We start from the raw sequence: 13049 nt of genomic DNA, 5'->3' as shown, positions 1-13049 counted from the left end.
GGCCATGCCCTTGCCATCACAGTTGAGGTGGCGTTGTTCGCAGTCCTTGCTGTTGAAGGGGAAGGCTCGGCCGTTCGGAATGGGATCGTGATCTCCTTATAGGGCCTGGGCTTTCGATCCTGGTGCCGCTTCCCGCGTGGTGACGCCAGGCTTGCCGTATCCGGTGCGCAGCGTCTGCGATGTGGCGATTGGAGAGGCTCCCGGCGATCTGGCCGGAGCGTGCCCGCCCGGATGCAGTCCCGCACTGCCGTCTCGCGGGGAACCTTAAAGTCGAGCCGGTCTTATTAAAGGTTATCTGTTAACCTTTAATAAGGAGGTGGCATGGCAAAGTTTGCGCGACGGCGGTGGGCTGGCAACCTGGATGGCGGCGGCCTGTCCAGACGAGACCGTGGCTCCGGCACATACCAGGTGTACCTGCCCGATCTGCTTGCTGGTCGCCGCATCGTCTTGACCAGCGAGACCGCCGCCGATGTCGTCGACGCTGAGGTGGCGATCACCCGTCTCGATACCGAGGCGGTAGCGCTTGTCGAGACCGAAGCGTTGTCTCGGTTGCTGCTGCGCGCCGAGGCCATCGCATCGTCACGGATCGAGGGGCTGGTGGTCGGCGCACGTCGGCTATTGCGCGCGGAGGCGGCGCGCCAGCTCGAGGGCGAATCATCGGACGTGACGGCCGCCGAGGTTCTGGCGAATATCGACGCTATGGCACTGGCCACCAGTGCGGTCGGCCGTGGTGAGCCGATCACCGAGGAAGTTCTGCTCGAAGTCCATCGGCGGCTGCTCACCGGCACCAGACTCGCACAGCATGGCGGGTGTTTTCGAGACGCGCAGAACTGGATCGGCGGCAGCTCCTTCAATCCCTGCTCGGCCGTATTCGTTCCGCCGCCACCAGAGCTTGTCCCCGAACTGATGAAGGACTTGATCGTGTTTTGTAATAGCGACGATCCGCCCGCTGTCGCGCAAGCCGCCGTCGCCCACGCGCAGTTCGAGACGATCCACCCATTCATCGACGGCAACGGCCGAACCGGTCGAGCATTGATCCACTTGATCCTGCGCCGCCGTGGCGTGGCCGAACGCGTCGTCGCGCCTGTCTCGCTCATCCTCGCCACGTGGGGCGATAGCTATATCGACGGTCTGACTCGCTTCCGGTACGTCGGTGCGCCCGATTCCCAACAGGCCACCGACGACTTGAACATCTGGGTGGCGCGCTTCGCCGCCGCCTGTACTCGCGCGGCGCAGGATGCGACCGCTTTCGAGATGAAAGCTGCGGATTTGCAGAGATCGTGGCGAGATCGAGTGGCGCCGGTACGGGCGAACTCCGCGCTGGATCTGCTGCTCGGCAAGCTGGTGGGAGCTCCCATCCTCACCGTCGCCACAGCGGCGACGCTGACCGGCCGCAGCTTTCCAGCCGCGAACGCGGCCGTACAGCGCCTGGCCGAAGCCGGAATCCTGCGCCAGCTCACCGTCGGACGACGCAACAGGGCCTTCGAGTCGCCCGAGGCGATCAGCGCTTTCACCGCCTTGGAACGACGTCTTGCCAGCCCGGAGGGCGACACTCGAACATCGGACCCGGCACGCCCGGTGCCGTCGAAGAAGATGCAGTCTGGCGGTTGACCTGCGGCCGACGAGGGCACCGGCTCTCCCGATTCGAGCGCCCGCATGCTCTCGGGACGCCAGTGTCATCGCGGACGGCTCGTCGTTCGATATGGAGTTGGCTGCTGTTGGGCTATCATCCGGGGCTCAGGGGACGATCCTAGGGCACGGAAGACGTTCAGCGGCGGTTGAATTCGCCGTCTTTGGTTGCGGACATGAAGGTGTCCCAGGCGGTGGGGGTGAACGTCAGGGCCGGGCCGGTCGGGTTCTTGGAGTCGCGCATGCCGACCGTGCCGTCGTTCAGATGGGCGATCTCTACGCACTGGCCGTTGGAGGCGCTGTGGCTGCTCTTGAACCAGCGTGCTTCGGATAGGTCAGCGGTCACCGTCATAACTCCTTGCTACCCGGCGGAGCAGGTCTCGCGAGGTCTTCTCGTCCAGCGCCGTCTGGCGGATGGCTTCGGCCATTTCAGTGTAACGCTGGACTATTTCTGGTCTTTCGAGATAGAGATCGCTACTCATCCCGCCGTCTAGATAGACGACTGGGGGTTCGATCGGCGATCCCTTGCTGTTGGTGCCGAAGTCCAAGAGAACAAACGAGCCATGCAGGATGCCGCGGGTGTATCCGGCCGAATATGGGTGGATGCGCAGCGTGACGTTGGGCCGAGTGCTGACATCGGCCAGGTAGCGATGTTGGTTGGCCATCACCTTCGGTCCGCCGACCATCCGGTACAACGCTGCTTCATCTAGAAGCACGTGAAGGTCGACGGGGCGGGTCTTTCGGGTGACAGCCACCTGCCTATTGAGGCGGACCCGCACGCGGTGTTCGATTTCCTCGGGAGAGCCGTCGTGCAGAAACGCGCCGATCAAGGCGCGGGCGTAGTCAGCGGTCTGTAGCAGTCCAGGCACTTGGACCTCGTAAGACGTCAGCCGCTGGGCGGACCGCTCCATGCCGACGTACATGTTGAACGCATCCGAGAACAGTCCGCCGAGCGGCGTGACACCGTCCTCGTCGCGCGCCGTAGCCGCGCGCGACGCCAGCCCCACCGCTTGTTCGGTCTGTTCGGCGTTCACCTCGTACAGCATGCACAGCTCGCGTACGTCTTGGCGGCGTGGCTTCACCGCTCGTCCGGTTTCCAGGCGTTGTAGCCCGTTGAAGCTGAGTTGAACTTCCCTCGCGGCGATGGCGATCGTGAGGCCCCGGCCTTCACGCGCCTCGCGCAGAAATCTGCCGAGCTGGCGGCGCAGCAGCGTCGGCGACTCGACTTCGGTCATCGGCTTTCCCCCAGGTGAATGAATCCAGCACGCGGTCTGAACTGCATCCATTGATACCGCAGAATTCGATGCTGTCCAGGGCTTTCGAAGAAGTTGCCGGGAATACGCGAATCAGGTCGAAGTGGGCGGTGCCCGGCTGGTGTGCTGTGCGTGCGCCAGACCGCTGAACAGGACTTTCTCGATTCCAAGCGGCGAGCATTCCGCGATAGGGCGCGCTTCCGACTCACTCGATGGCAGGGGAACACCATGCAGGAAGGCTCCTTTCGAGACACTCCCACCACCAGGTGCGCGTTCTATCGCCGTATCGGCGGACTCGCCGCAGGTGTGGACCCGCACACCGGCCGCATCACGGTCCCGGCTGGCAGCGTATGGGGACTGGGGATGGCGGCGTATCTCGGCCACGAGGTCCGCGAGGAACTCCGGCGGCGAGGAAGCGCTATCGGGCCGATCGTGTCGTACCCGAGATCGGGCTGCTGGGTCTTTCTCGTGCGTCCCGATCTCCCGGACTCGACCGCTGCGTGCGCCCAGTTGTATCGGGCTGGTGTCACGGTTTACGGCCACGGCCGGGCGATCGCCTTGCCGTCGCCGGCCGATCGCCCTCCTGCGGTGCGGCATTGGGTCGAGCCGCCTCGGGACGGTTTTCGTCCCTCGGCGATGGTGGTGGTCGCGGCGATCAGCCGATGCCTTCCGCCGCGAGCGACCAACCTGTCCGCGCTCGGTTTTACCGGAACTTCAACGCCGACCAGGGGAGTTCGGTGACAACCGGTCGGCGAATTGACCCGGATGAGAAGCAAATTCGTGAGCTGCGCCTGCCCGGCACCCGTGCATTCTTCGATATCTTCAACGGCCGCATCGAACCGGCGGACGCGCTGATGGTGTCGGCCGTCGGACTGCTCGGCGTGTGGGTCCGCCACTACGAGAGCCGCACGCCTGCTCGCCCGATGAGCCACCAGCCCGCCTATCTGATGGACCTGCATATCTGGGCGATCGACCGATATGTGGAAGACCTGCTCGAAACGGCGAGCCGAGAGGGTTACCGGCCTGCTGCGGACGCCCAGGAGATGCATTACTCCTACGGCGAGCTGGTCAGCCTGCTCACCGCGGATTTCGTGCGCTGCCGCCGAGAGGAACAGCAACCCGGCGGCATCACCGAGGATCAGATTCTCCACCACGTCCGGCACTGGGACGGGTTCAACGCCATGGTGGAAGCGGTAGCCGCCGGGCGACTGCGACCGAAGATTCCGCGCAACGCGGGACCCGCGCCTGCCGCCGCCGAGCCGCAGGAGAGGGCGTGACAACCCCGCGCCCGGAGGAGCCCGATGTCCACCTGCGCGTACTGATCGGCGGCCTGAGTCTCGACTTCGCCGCTTGCCATACCGCAGCCGTGCGGTTCATCAAGGAGTGGCGTGCGGTGCGCGCTGCTGCCGACCTCATCGTTGTTCCTGGTGATACCGCAGGCCTGCCACGTTTGCCGTGCGAGCGCCTCTACTTGCAGCCGTGAAGACGCTCGCGCCACAAGCCGCGGACGAATCTTCGACTCGGGCATAATCACCCCGTGCGACGGGGCCGCGAGTGGCACACCGTCGAGAGGCTTACTCGGCCGATGGCGCAGTGGTGTGCCACTCGCGGACGCCGCGTGTCATCGGCGGTCCGGGTTGCAATTGAGGTCACCGGCGAGGATGTCGTCGACGCGTTCGGCGAGTGTGGGATCGCCGCTGGCGAAACGATTCAGGCGTAGCGGCCGCGATCGGCGGACCCGCATCGCGGCCAGGTGAATAGCGTCGCGAAGGATATCCGCACTGCTGACGCCCGTCCGCATTGCCGCGTCCTCGATGACGGCCAAGTCGGCAGTATCAGCGTGGACCGTGATTCGCTCGAGAGGCATATGCACACTGTGGCAGAGGTGTGCGCGAAGCTGTCGCGAGCCATATGGGAGGCGGTTCATTTCGGCTCTGTGCGAGGGGACGAACGCCGGAAGCCGGGCGCAGCGAGCGCTACGCCGCGCTGGTGTGCGGTGTGAAGCTGACGCGTGCGTCGTCGGCGTCGATGGTGATGTGCAGCGAAGCGTCCAGGGCTCGTGCCAGCTTTGTCAGCAGCGGAAGGGTGGGGACGGCGTCGGATCCCTCGATCCGGGAGATCTTCGCCTGCGTCAGTCCCGCCCGGTCGGCGAGTTCGGCTTGGGTGAGTCCGAGCTCCGTGCGACGGTTGTATACGGCGGCGGCGAGTTCCATGGCCAGTCTGATTTCATGAAGCACTTCGCTGACGGCCTCGGGCTCGGTCAGCCCTTGGTCGCTACCCGTCTGCCATCGACTGTGGGGCATCACAGCTCTTCCTTCTCGATAGTGCGAAGGAACTCGTCGTGGGTGGGGCCGTGTTCGGCCTCGCATGTTCTTCGCATCTCGATAGCGGGTTTGCCCTCGGCCTCCTCGCGGTAGGCGGCGCGGTCAGAACTCCAACTCCGACCAGGGGATGTGGATCGGGAACGGGAAGTCGATGGTGATGGCATCGGAGTTCTTCGGGGACCACTCGTCCGTTACGAGGTAGTTGGCCGTGCGCAAGGGGTGCACGCCGGGCGGAAGCAGCTTGCCGTGGGTCGTCTCCAGCGCGAAAGCGCGAACCATCTCGATGGCACTCCTCTCGCGTTCCAGCGTCACCTCCCAGTACATGGGGATGCCTGCCCTGGCATAACGCGCCTGCTTGGCGTACATGTCGGTCTGGGTGTTCGACGGAGAAAGGACCTCGCCGACCAGCAGGACGTCGTCTGCTCGGATGTCTTGATAAGGAGCATCCAGGCAGCGATAGACGAGAAAATCGGGTGTCACGAAGTCGGATTTTCCGGCCTGGCCGAAGAACACATTGGTTTCGAAGTCGACGCGCCAGCAGCGCTCGGGCTGCTTCGCCATGCCTTCGCGAGCGCTTCGCTTCAGGGCGCTGGTCAGCGCGAATGTGAACGCCTGATGTTCGGCAGGCCCCCGTCGTAGCCAGACGACACGCCCATCCCACAGTTCGATCTGCCCGGCGATTTCTTCGGGCAGCTGTTCGAGCTCCTCCCACGTCATGTACTCGGGGAGGTCCGGTCGTTCGGTGCGCGGACTTGCCATGGGTTCATGTTAGCCCGGTCACGGGCTGTTTCCGCTGGTCATGAGTCCAGCGAAGCGGGCACCTCACACACCCCGATTTTGCCCAGGTGAACCCCTTGCCTACACTAGAGCGGTTGCCTGGGCACCTCCATGTCCGCATGCGTGCGCTCGGGCGATCGAACCTCCTCCGGTCGGCAAGGGTCGGCCGGACCATCCGAATTGTCGTAGGCCCACCGCTGGGCATGCCGATGTGCATGGCTGCGCTGTATGGGAACCGCGGCGAGAAAGGTGTCTAGGTCGAACCATGACCATGACTGATCCGATCGCAGACTTCCTGACACGTCTGCGCAACGCCAACTCGGCGTACCACGATCAGGTGAAGGCTCCGCACTCGAAGCTCAAGGCGAACATCGCCGAGATCCTCAAGCGCGAGGGTTACATCGCCGACTACCGGACCGAGGACGCACAGGTGGGCAAGACGCTCATCGTCGACCTCAAGTACGGCCCGAGCCGTGAGCGCAGCCTCGCCGGCGTGCGCCGCGTCTCCAAGCCCGGTCTGCGCGTGTACGCGAAATCCACCAACCTGCCCAAGGTGCTCGGCGGCCTCGGCGTGGCGATCATCTCCACGTCCTCCGGCCTGCTGACCGACAAGCAGGCGGCCAAGCAGGGCGTGGGCGGCGAAGTCCTCGCTTACGTCTGGTAAGGGAGGTCAGGACAATGTCGCGTATTGGTAAGAAGCCCATCGCAATCCCCGCTGGCGTCGACATCACCATCGACGGCCAGGACATCTCGGTGAAGGGGCCCAAGGGCACCCTGTCGCTCACCGTCGCCGAGCCGATCACCGTCGCCAAGGGCGAGGACGGCCAGCTCGAGGTCGCCCGTCCGGACGACGAGCGCCGCAGCCGCGCGCTGCACGGCCTGACCCGCACTCTGGTGTCGAACATGGTCGTCGGCGTGACCCAGGGCTACGAGAAGAAGATGGAAATCTTCGGCGTCGGTTACCGCGTGGCGCTGAAGGGCCAGAACCTCGAGTTCGCCCTCGGCTACAGCCACCCGGTGCCGATCGAGGCCCCCGAGGGGATCACGTTCGCGGTGGAGTCGCCCACCAAGTTCTCCGTGTCCGGAATCGACAAGCAGAAGGTCGGCCAGATTTCGGCGGTCATCCACGGCCTGCGCAAGCCTGACCCGTACAAGGGCAAGGGCATCCGCTACGCCGGCGAGGTCGTTCGCCGCAAGGTCGGAAAGACGGGTAAGTGATCATGGCGCAAACCGAAAACCAGAAGGCCAAGCGCATCCCCCTGGGCAAGGACGTGTCGACGCAGCGCCGTCTGTCGAAGACGCGCCGTCACTTCCGCCTGCGCAAGAAGCTCGCGGGTACCACCGAGCGTCCGCGCCTGGTGGTCAACCGCTCCTCGCGCCACCTGCACGCGCAGCTGGTCGACGACTCGGTCGGCAAGACCATCGCCGCCGCCTCGACCATCGAGGCCGACGTGCGCGCGGTGGACGGCGACAAGTCGGCCAAGAGCAAGAAGGTCGGCGCCCTGCTGGCCGAGCGTGCCAAGGCCGCCGGTGTCGAGGCCGTCGTGTTCGACCGTGGTGGGCACGACTACCACGGCCGGATCGCCGCACTGGCCGATGCCGCTCGCGAAGGTGGGTTGAAATTCTGATGATCGATAACAAGAACGGAAGGAACGTCTGATGCCGGGACGTCAGAGGCGTGACGGCGGAAGCGGACCCGCCGGACAGAATGGCAGCGCCCCCGAGGGCGGCCGCGGCGATCGTCGCGGTGGCGGCGACCGTCGGGGCGGTGGCGACCGTCGCGACAACGCCGCGGAGAAGAACCAGCTCGAGCGGGTCGTCGCGATCAACCGCGTCTCCAAGGTCGTGAAGGGTGGTCGGCGCTTCAGCTTCACCGCCCTCGTGATCGTCGGTGACGGCAACGGCCTGGTCGGCGTCGGCTACGGCAAGGCCAAGGAAGTTCCCGCGGCCATCCAGAAGGGTGTCGAAGAGGCTCGCAAGAACTTCTTCCGCGTCCCGATGATCGGCTCCACCATCACGCACCCGGTTCAGGGTGAGGCGGCCGCCGGTGTGGTCATGCTGCGTCCGGCCTCGCCGGGTACCGGTGTGATCGCCGGTGGCGCGGCTCGTGCCGTGCTGGAGTGCGCCGGTATCCACGACATTCTGGCGAAGTCGCTCGGTAGCGACAACGCCATCAACGTCGTGCACGCGACTGTCACTGCCCTCAAGCAGCTGCAGCGTCCGGAAGAGGTCGCGGCCCGCCGTGGCCTGCCGCTCGAGGACGTCGCCCCTGCCGGCATGCTGCGTGCGCGCGCTCAGGCTGCCGGAGGTGTCAAGTAATGGCAGATCTCAAGGTGACCCAGATCAAGAGTTCGATCGGCGCCAAGAAGAATCAGCGGGACAGTCTTCGGACCCTCGGTCTGCGCGGTATCCGCAAGACCGTGGTCCGCGAGGACAACGCCCAGAACCGCGGGCTGATCAATGTCGTGCGCCACCTCGTGACCGTTGAGGAGGTCTGACATGACCATCAAGTTGCATCACCTGCGTCCGGCTCCCGGCGCCAAGACCGAGAAGATCCGTGTGGGTCGCGGTGAGGGCTCCAAGGGCAAGACGGCGGGCCGTGGTACCAAGGGCACCAAGGCGCGTAAGAACGTCCCGGCCGCCTTCGAGGGTGGGCAGATGCCGATCCACATGCGGCTGCCCAAGCTCAAGGGCTTCACGAACCCGTTCCGCACGGAATACCAGGTCGTGAACGTCGGCAAGATCGCGAAGCTGTTCCCCGAGGGCGGCGAGGTCGGCAAGGCCGAGCTCGTGGCGGCCGGTGCGGTTCGCAAGAACCAGCTGGTCAAGGTCCTGGGCGATGGTGAGATCGGCGTCGCGGTCCAGGTGACCGCGGACAAGGTCACCGGCGCGGCGAAGGAGAAGATCACCGCCGCCGGTGGCACCGTCACCGAGCTGGGCTGACGGTACTCTGCATTACAGCGGCGCCGGACGAGTGGAGAGCTCGTCCGGTGCCACTGTTAGAGTTCAATTGTTGTCTGCCAAGCCTCGTCGTGGTTTTCGGCGTCCCTTCTATGTCGAGCAGGGACATCGCTGAACATCCATGTCATGACCATGTCGTTCGCCAGGAGGATCAGTGCTTTCCGCCTTCGTATCGGCCTTCCGGACTCCGGACTTACGGCGGAAGATTCTCTTCACGCTGGGGTTGATCGCGTTGTACCGGCTGGGTGCCTCGCTGCCGTCCCCCGGTGTCGACTACAAGGCGGTCCAGGAGTGCATCGACCTGGTCTCGGGCGGTGAGTCCGGCGGCATCTACCAGCTGATCAACCTGTTCTCCGGTGGTGCGCTGTTGCAGCTGTCGGTCTTCGCGATCGGCATCATGCCCTACATCACCGCGAGCATCATCATCCAGCTGCTCACGGTCGTCATCCCGCGGTTCGAGGAACTGCGCAAGGAAGGCCAATCCGGCCAGACCAAGATGACGCAGTACACCAGATACCTGTCGATCGCCCTCGCGATCCTGCAGGCCACCGGCCTGGTCGCGCTCGCGGCCCGCCGCCAGCTGCTGCAGGGCTGCCAGAAGGACATCCTGGCCGACACCAGCATCTTCGGCATGATCATCATCGTGCTCGTGATGACCGCGGGCGCGGCGCTGGTGATGTGGTTCGGCGAGCAGATCACCGAGCGCGGCATCGGCAACGGTATGTCCCTGCTGATCTTCTCGGGTATCGCCGCCCGCATCCCGAGCGAGGGCAAGGCGATCCTGGACAGCCGGGGCGGTCTGGTCTTCGGGCTGGTGTGTGTCGCCGCGCTGGCGATCATCACTGCCGTGATCTTCGTCGAGCAGGGCCAGCGCCGGATCCCGGTCCAATACGCCAAGCGCGTGGTCGGCCGGAAGATGTACGGCGGCTCCTCGACCTACCTGCCGTTGAAGGTGAACCAGGCGGGCGTGATCCCGGTCATCTTCGCCTCGTCGCTGCTGTACCTGCCGAACCTGGTGGCGCAGCTGACGGGGTCGCAGAACAACCAGAATCCGAGCTGGTGGCAGGAGATCATCCAGAAATACCTGGTGAATCCCGGCAACCCGGTGTACATCGCGATCTACTTCAGCTTGATCGTGTTCTTCACCTACTTCTACGTCGCGATCACCTTCAACCCGGAGGAGCGCGCCGACGAGATGAAGAAGTTCGGCGGCTTCATTCCGGGCTACCGGCCCGGCAAGCCGACGGCCGACTACCTCAACTTCGTCCTGAGCCGTATCACCCTCCCCGGCTCGATCTATCTCGGTCTGGTAGCGGTGCTGCCGAACCTGTTCCTCGACATCGGCGCCTCCGGCGGTACCCAGAACCTTCCGTTCGGCGGTACCGCGGTGCTGATCATGGTGAGCGTCGGTTTGGACACCGTGAAGCAGATCGAGAGCCAGCTGATGAATCGAAATTACGAAGGGTTCCTCAAGTGAGAGTTGTACTGCTCGGTCCGCCGGGCGCCGGTAAAGGCACCCAGGCCGTCCTGCTGTCGGAGAAGCTGGGCGTTCCGCACATCTCCACCGGGGACCTGTTCCGCGCGAATATCAGCCAGCAGACCCCGCTGGGTCGCGAGGCGCAGAAGTACATGGACGCGGGCGACCTGGTGCCCAGCGACGTGACCAATCGCATGGTGGAGGCGCGGGTCAACGAGCCCGACGCCGCCAACGGCTTCGTCCTCGACGGCTACCCGCGCACGGTCGACCAGGCCGACGCGCTGGAGAAGATCCTCAAGCACATGAACACCTCGCTCGACGCGGTGCTGCGCTTCGTCGTCCCCGAGGACACCGTGGTCGAGCGGATGCTCGCGCGCGGCCGCGCCGACGACAACGAGAGCGTGATCCGCAACCGGCTGCGGGTGTACCGCGAGGAGACCGAGCCGCTGCTGGACCACTACGACGGCCTGGTCGTCTCGGTGGACGGCGTCGGCGAGGTCGACGACGTCAATGCGCGGGCGCTGCGCGCGCTGGGCCACTGAGCCGACTCGCGATGGAGCGCTGAGGGCGGATGGTCTTCAACCGCAAGAAGAAGGTCGTGCCGTTCCGGACGGCAGGCGAACTGGACGCCATGGCGGCGGCGGGCGCGATCGTCGGCCGCGCTTTGGTGGCCGTGCGCGCGGCCGCCAAGCCCGGGGTGTCCACCGCGGAACTGGACGAGGTCGCCGAGCAGGTGATCCGGGACGCGGGCGCGGTGCCCTCCTTCAAGGGCTACCACGGCTTCCCGGCGTCCATCTGCGCATCGGTGAACGACCGCGTGGTGCACGGGATTCCGACGGCGGGGGAGATTCTCGCCGAGGGCGACCTGGTGTCCATCGACTGCGGCGCGATTCTCGACGGCTGGCACGGCGATTCGGCCTGGACGTTCGGCGTCGGCACCATCATCGAGGCCGATCGGTTGCTCAGCGAGGCGACCAAGTCGTCGATGGAGGCCGGCATCGCGGCGATGTTGCCCGGTAACCGGCTGACCGACGTCTCGCACGCCATCGAGCTGGGCACCCGGGCGGCCGAGAAGGAGCACGGGCGCGGCTACGGCATCGTCGACGGCTACGGTGGACATGCCATCGGGCGCGAGATGCACCTCGATCCGTTCCTCGCCAACGAGGGCGAGCCGGGTAAGGGCCCGAAGCTCGTGGTGGGATCGGTGCTCGCGATCGAGCCCATGCTCACGCTCGGCACCACCCAGACGAAGGTGCTCGACGACGACTGGACCGTGGTCACCGTGGACGGCAGTCGTGCGGCACATTGGGAGCACACGGTCGCCGTCACGGAGGACGGACCCCGGATCCTGACGTTGCGTCCGGAGTAGTGCGCGGCCGTCGGACGGGTCCGGTTCGGTGACACTGCGCGGCGAGGAAACGAGCCGCACCGACGCCAGGATTCCTGGTCGATCTCGCCGCTTCTCCGCGTGCGGGCACCATGCGCCGACACGCCACCCGGCGATACCCAGCGTTCGCTGGATCGGTGACGTCGTTCCTTGCACCCGCGTCCTTCGCGTCGAGCCGAAGCGGTGGGCCGGTCGGTGCCCGTGCGGGGTGGAACGGTTACTTTCTCCTTGGTTTCGAACTGTTCTGAACGATGCCGTCAGCGTATGGCGAGGCAGTAGCCGGTGACCTGAGTAGACCGCTACTCGAATCGGCTTGGCGCACTCCGCAGTTCGCCGCTATCCGGCCTGCTCCGTGGACACCGCGACGGGGCGGACAACGCTGTGGCCTGGCTATTCCGTGTGCGTAAGTAGCCGTTCAATCCGCGCGGCGCAGAGTCGTTCGCAGCACCAAAGTGACTATCGGCAGATCGAATTCGCCTTCGGCCGTCTCCGGCCTCGCCAGCAGATAGGCCCTGATCCGGGCGAGCACCTCGGTCCGCTCGTCGGGGGAGACCACCACCGTGTGCGATTGCGTACCGATGGTCGCGGTCAGGGACTCTGCGGTGCGCCGATGTCGGTGCGGGAAGGTCGACCGCTCGAACACGTGCCGGCGGAACAGCGGGTGGTCGGGTAGCGCCACTTGTCCGCTCGGCGGCGGGGGCGTGGATACGCTGGATCCGGCCACCTTTTTCAGCCCCGCGACCCACTCCACGGAGCTGTCGTCGGTGTTCCACAAGGCAGCGAGAACGCCGCCGGGCCGCAGCACTCGGAGGAACTCCGGATAGGCACGGTCCAAGTCGAACCAGTGGAAAGCCTGCCCCGCGAAGATCGCGTCCACCGAATCGTCTGCGAGCGGAATGGCTTCGGCCGTACCGGCATGGGCGGCGACGTCCGGGAATCGGCGGGCGAGTTCGGCGCGCATGTGCTCGTCCGGTTCGACGGCGATCACGGTGGCGCCTGCTTCGAGCAGACCCTCGGTCAGCTTGCCGGTTCCGGCGCCGAGATCGAGGACGGTCAACGGTCGCCGGTGGGCGACGGAGGCCAGCGCCCAGCGGATGGCCGCGGCGGGATAATCGGGACGGTGTTCGGCGTACGCGGCGGCATGTGCGCCGAACGAACTCGCCCTTCTGGTGTGCAAGGCGAGCTTTTCTTCGTAGTCGTCCGGACTCCCCATCCGTTTCACTCTACGGATGGGGAGCCGC

General features: G+C 65.5%; 18 protein-coding genes. 12 read left to right on the top strand and 6 right to left on the bottom strand.

What is annotated here, in order from left to right:
- Positions 1 to 321: 321 nt before the first annotated feature.
- The gene (locus ACIA5H_RS04525; RefSeq protein WP_397073870.1) at positions 322 to 1611 is read left to right on the top strand and encodes a Fic family protein; all 1290 of its coding nucleotides are present in this window, start codon (positions 322 to 324) and stop codon (positions 1609 to 1611) included.
- A gap of 157 nt (positions 1612 to 1768) precedes the next feature.
- Here the strand turns inward: ACIA5H_RS04525 and ACIA5H_RS04520 are convergent, their stop codons facing one another.
- Together ACIA5H_RS04520 and ACIA5H_RS04515 are read right to left on the bottom strand one after the other, a co-directional pair.
- Positions 1769 to 1981 (bottom strand): DUF397 domain-containing protein, encoded by a 213-nt coding sequence (locus ACIA5H_RS04520; protein ID WP_397073868.1) that lies wholly within the window; start codon positions 1979 to 1981, stop codon positions 1769 to 1771.
- The gene (locus ACIA5H_RS04515; protein ID WP_397073866.1) at positions 1965 to 2864 is read right to left on the bottom strand and encodes a helix-turn-helix domain-containing protein; all 900 of its coding nucleotides are present in this window, start codon (positions 2862 to 2864) and stop codon (positions 1965 to 1967) included. Before ACIA5H_RS04515 ends, ACIA5H_RS04520 begins: the two co-directional genes overlap by 17 nt.
- Before the next feature lie 755 nt (positions 2865 to 3619).
- Here ACIA5H_RS04515 and ACIA5H_RS04510 point away from each other — a divergent pair.
- Both ACIA5H_RS04510 and ACIA5H_RS04505 read left to right on the top strand, forming a co-directional pair.
- Positions 3620 to 4159 (top strand): hypothetical protein, encoded by a 540-nt coding sequence (locus tag ACIA5H_RS04510; RefSeq protein WP_397073864.1) that lies wholly within the window; start codon positions 3620 to 3622, stop codon positions 4157 to 4159.
- Complete coding sequence (locus ACIA5H_RS04505; RefSeq protein ID WP_397073863.1) at positions 4156 to 4365, top strand: hypothetical protein; 210 nt, start codon at positions 4156 to 4158, stop codon at positions 4363 to 4365. Before ACIA5H_RS04510 ends, ACIA5H_RS04505 begins: the two co-directional genes overlap by 4 nt.
- 138 nt (positions 4366 to 4503) lie before the next feature.
- On the opposite strand, the gene ACIA5H_RS04500 is transcribed toward ACIA5H_RS04505, so the two are convergent.
- The 3 genes from ACIA5H_RS04500 to ACIA5H_RS04490 all read right to left on the bottom strand — a co-directional run bounded on the left by ACIA5H_RS04500 (position 4504) and on the right by ACIA5H_RS04490 (position 5965).
- Entirely contained in the window at positions 4504 to 4707 is a 204-nt protein-coding gene (locus ACIA5H_RS04500) for a hypothetical protein (RefSeq protein WP_397073861.1), read from the bottom strand.
- Positions 4708 to 4858: 151 nt separating this feature from the next.
- Positions 4859 to 5185: a helix-turn-helix domain-containing protein gene (locus ACIA5H_RS04495; protein ID WP_397073859.1), complete on the bottom strand. Its 327-nt coding sequence runs from the start codon at positions 5183 to 5185 to the stop codon at positions 4859 to 4861.
- 123 nt (positions 5186 to 5308) lie between these two features.
- Positions 5309 to 5965 (bottom strand): Uma2 family endonuclease, encoded by a 657-nt coding sequence (locus ACIA5H_RS04490; RefSeq protein ID WP_397073857.1) that lies wholly within the window; start codon positions 5963 to 5965, stop codon positions 5309 to 5311.
- Positions 5966 to 6248: 283 nt separating this feature from the next.
- Here ACIA5H_RS04490 and rpsH point away from each other — a divergent pair, with 283 nt between their 5' ends.
- The 9 genes from rpsH (at position 6249) to map (ending at position 11790) form a co-directional block, all read left to right on the top strand.
- Entirely contained in the window at positions 6249 to 6647 is a 399-nt protein-coding gene (rpsH, locus tag ACIA5H_RS04485) for a 30S ribosomal protein S8 (protein ID WP_039795549.1), read from the top strand.
- A 14-nt stretch (positions 6648 to 6661) separates the two neighbouring features.
- Positions 6662 to 7201, top strand: coding sequence for a 50S ribosomal protein L6 (rplF, locus tag ACIA5H_RS04480; RefSeq protein WP_356964784.1), 540 nt, complete (start codon positions 6662 to 6664; stop codon positions 7199 to 7201).
- Positions 7202 to 7203: 2 nt separating this feature from the next.
- Positions 7204 to 7611 carry a 50S ribosomal protein L18 gene (rplR, locus tag ACIA5H_RS04475; RefSeq protein WP_355076134.1) on the top strand — a complete coding sequence of 136 codons (408 nt, stop codon included), beginning with the start codon at positions 7204 to 7206 and terminating at the stop codon, positions 7609 to 7611.
- 31 nt (positions 7612 to 7642) lie between these two features.
- Positions 7643 to 8302: a 30S ribosomal protein S5 gene (rpsE, locus tag ACIA5H_RS04470; protein ID WP_039795557.1), complete on the top strand. Its 660-nt coding sequence runs from the start codon at positions 7643 to 7645 to the stop codon at positions 8300 to 8302.
- A complete protein-coding gene (gene rpmD, locus ACIA5H_RS04465; protein ID WP_039795559.1) occupies positions 8302 to 8481 on the top strand; it encodes a 50S ribosomal protein L30 in 180 nt (59 codons plus the stop codon). Before rpsE ends, rpmD begins: the two co-directional genes overlap by 1 nt.
- Position 8482: 1 nt before the next feature.
- A complete protein-coding gene (rplO, locus tag ACIA5H_RS04460) occupies positions 8483 to 8926 on the top strand; it encodes a 50S ribosomal protein L15 (protein WP_039795561.1) in 444 nt (147 codons plus the stop codon).
- Between the two features lie 172 nt (positions 8927 to 9098).
- Positions 9099 to 10421, top strand: a complete 1323-nt coding sequence (gene secY / locus ACIA5H_RS04455) for a preprotein translocase subunit SecY (RefSeq protein WP_355076137.1) — start codon at positions 9099 to 9101, stop codon at positions 10419 to 10421.
- On the top strand, positions 10418 to 10963 hold the full coding sequence (locus ACIA5H_RS04450) for an adenylate kinase (protein WP_379251983.1): 546 nt from the start codon (positions 10418 to 10420) through the stop codon (positions 10961 to 10963). The genes secY and ACIA5H_RS04450 overlap by 4 nt, the downstream gene beginning before the upstream one ends.
- A 29-nt stretch (positions 10964 to 10992) precedes the next feature.
- On the top strand, positions 10993 to 11790 hold the full coding sequence (gene map, locus ACIA5H_RS04445; protein WP_355076141.1) for a type I methionyl aminopeptidase: 798 nt from the start codon (positions 10993 to 10995) through the stop codon (positions 11788 to 11790).
- A gap of 433 nt (positions 11791 to 12223) precedes the next feature.
- Here the strand turns inward: map and ACIA5H_RS04440 are convergent, their stop codons facing one another.
- Complete coding sequence (locus tag ACIA5H_RS04440; RefSeq protein WP_397073852.1) at positions 12224 to 13021, bottom strand: class I SAM-dependent methyltransferase; 798 nt, start codon at positions 13019 to 13021, stop codon at positions 12224 to 12226.
- Positions 13022 to 13049: the final 28 nt, after the last annotated feature.

It is taken from the genome of Nocardia sp. NPDC051900 (assembly GCF_044452545.1).
Taxonomy (GTDB): domain Bacteria; phylum Actinomycetota; class Actinomycetes; order Mycobacteriales; family Mycobacteriaceae; genus Nocardia; species Nocardia sichangensis.
Note: the sequence above shows the minus strand (reverse complement) of the source record. Positions and strands in the feature narration are given on the sequence as shown.

Coding starts and splice junctions, on each gene's coding strand:
- rpsH (WP_039795549.1), top strand. CDS start 6,249: ATGACCATGACTGATCCGATCGCAGACTTCCTGACACGTCTGCGCAAC.
- rplO (WP_039795561.1), top strand. CDS start 8,483: ATGACCATCAAGTTGCATCACCTGCGTCCGGCTCCCGGCGCCAAGACC.
- ACIA5H_RS04525 (WP_397073870.1), top strand. CDS start 322: ATGGCAAAGTTTGCGCGACGGCGGTGGGCTGGCAACCTGGATGGCGGC.
- ACIA5H_RS04440 (WP_397073852.1), bottom strand. CDS start 13,021: ATGGGGAGTCCGGACGACTACGAAGAAAAGCTCGCCTTGCACACCAGA.
- ACIA5H_RS04520 (WP_397073868.1), bottom strand. CDS start 1,981: ATGACGGTGACCGCTGACCTATCCGAAGCACGCTGGTTCAAGAGCAGC.
- rpsE (WP_039795557.1), top strand. CDS start 7,643: ATGCCGGGACGTCAGAGGCGTGACGGCGGAAGCGGACCCGCCGGACAG.
- ACIA5H_RS04495 (WP_397073859.1), bottom strand. CDS start 5,185: ATGCCCCACAGTCGATGGCAGACGGGTAGCGACCAAGGGCTGACCGAG.
- rpmD (WP_039795559.1), top strand. CDS start 8,302: ATGGCAGATCTCAAGGTGACCCAGATCAAGAGTTCGATCGGCGCCAAG.
- rplF (WP_356964784.1), top strand. CDS start 6,662: ATGTCGCGTATTGGTAAGAAGCCCATCGCAATCCCCGCTGGCGTCGAC.
- map (WP_355076141.1), top strand. CDS start 10,993: ATGGTCTTCAACCGCAAGAAGAAGGTCGTGCCGTTCCGGACGGCAGGC.
- ACIA5H_RS04490 (WP_397073857.1), bottom strand. CDS start 5,965: ATGGCAAGTCCGCGCACCGAACGACCGGACCTCCCCGAGTACATGACG.
- ACIA5H_RS04515 (WP_397073866.1), bottom strand. CDS start 2,864: ATGACCGAAGTCGAGTCGCCGACGCTGCTGCGCCGCCAGCTCGGCAGA.
- rplR (WP_355076134.1), top strand. CDS start 7,204: ATGGCGCAAACCGAAAACCAGAAGGCCAAGCGCATCCCCCTGGGCAAG.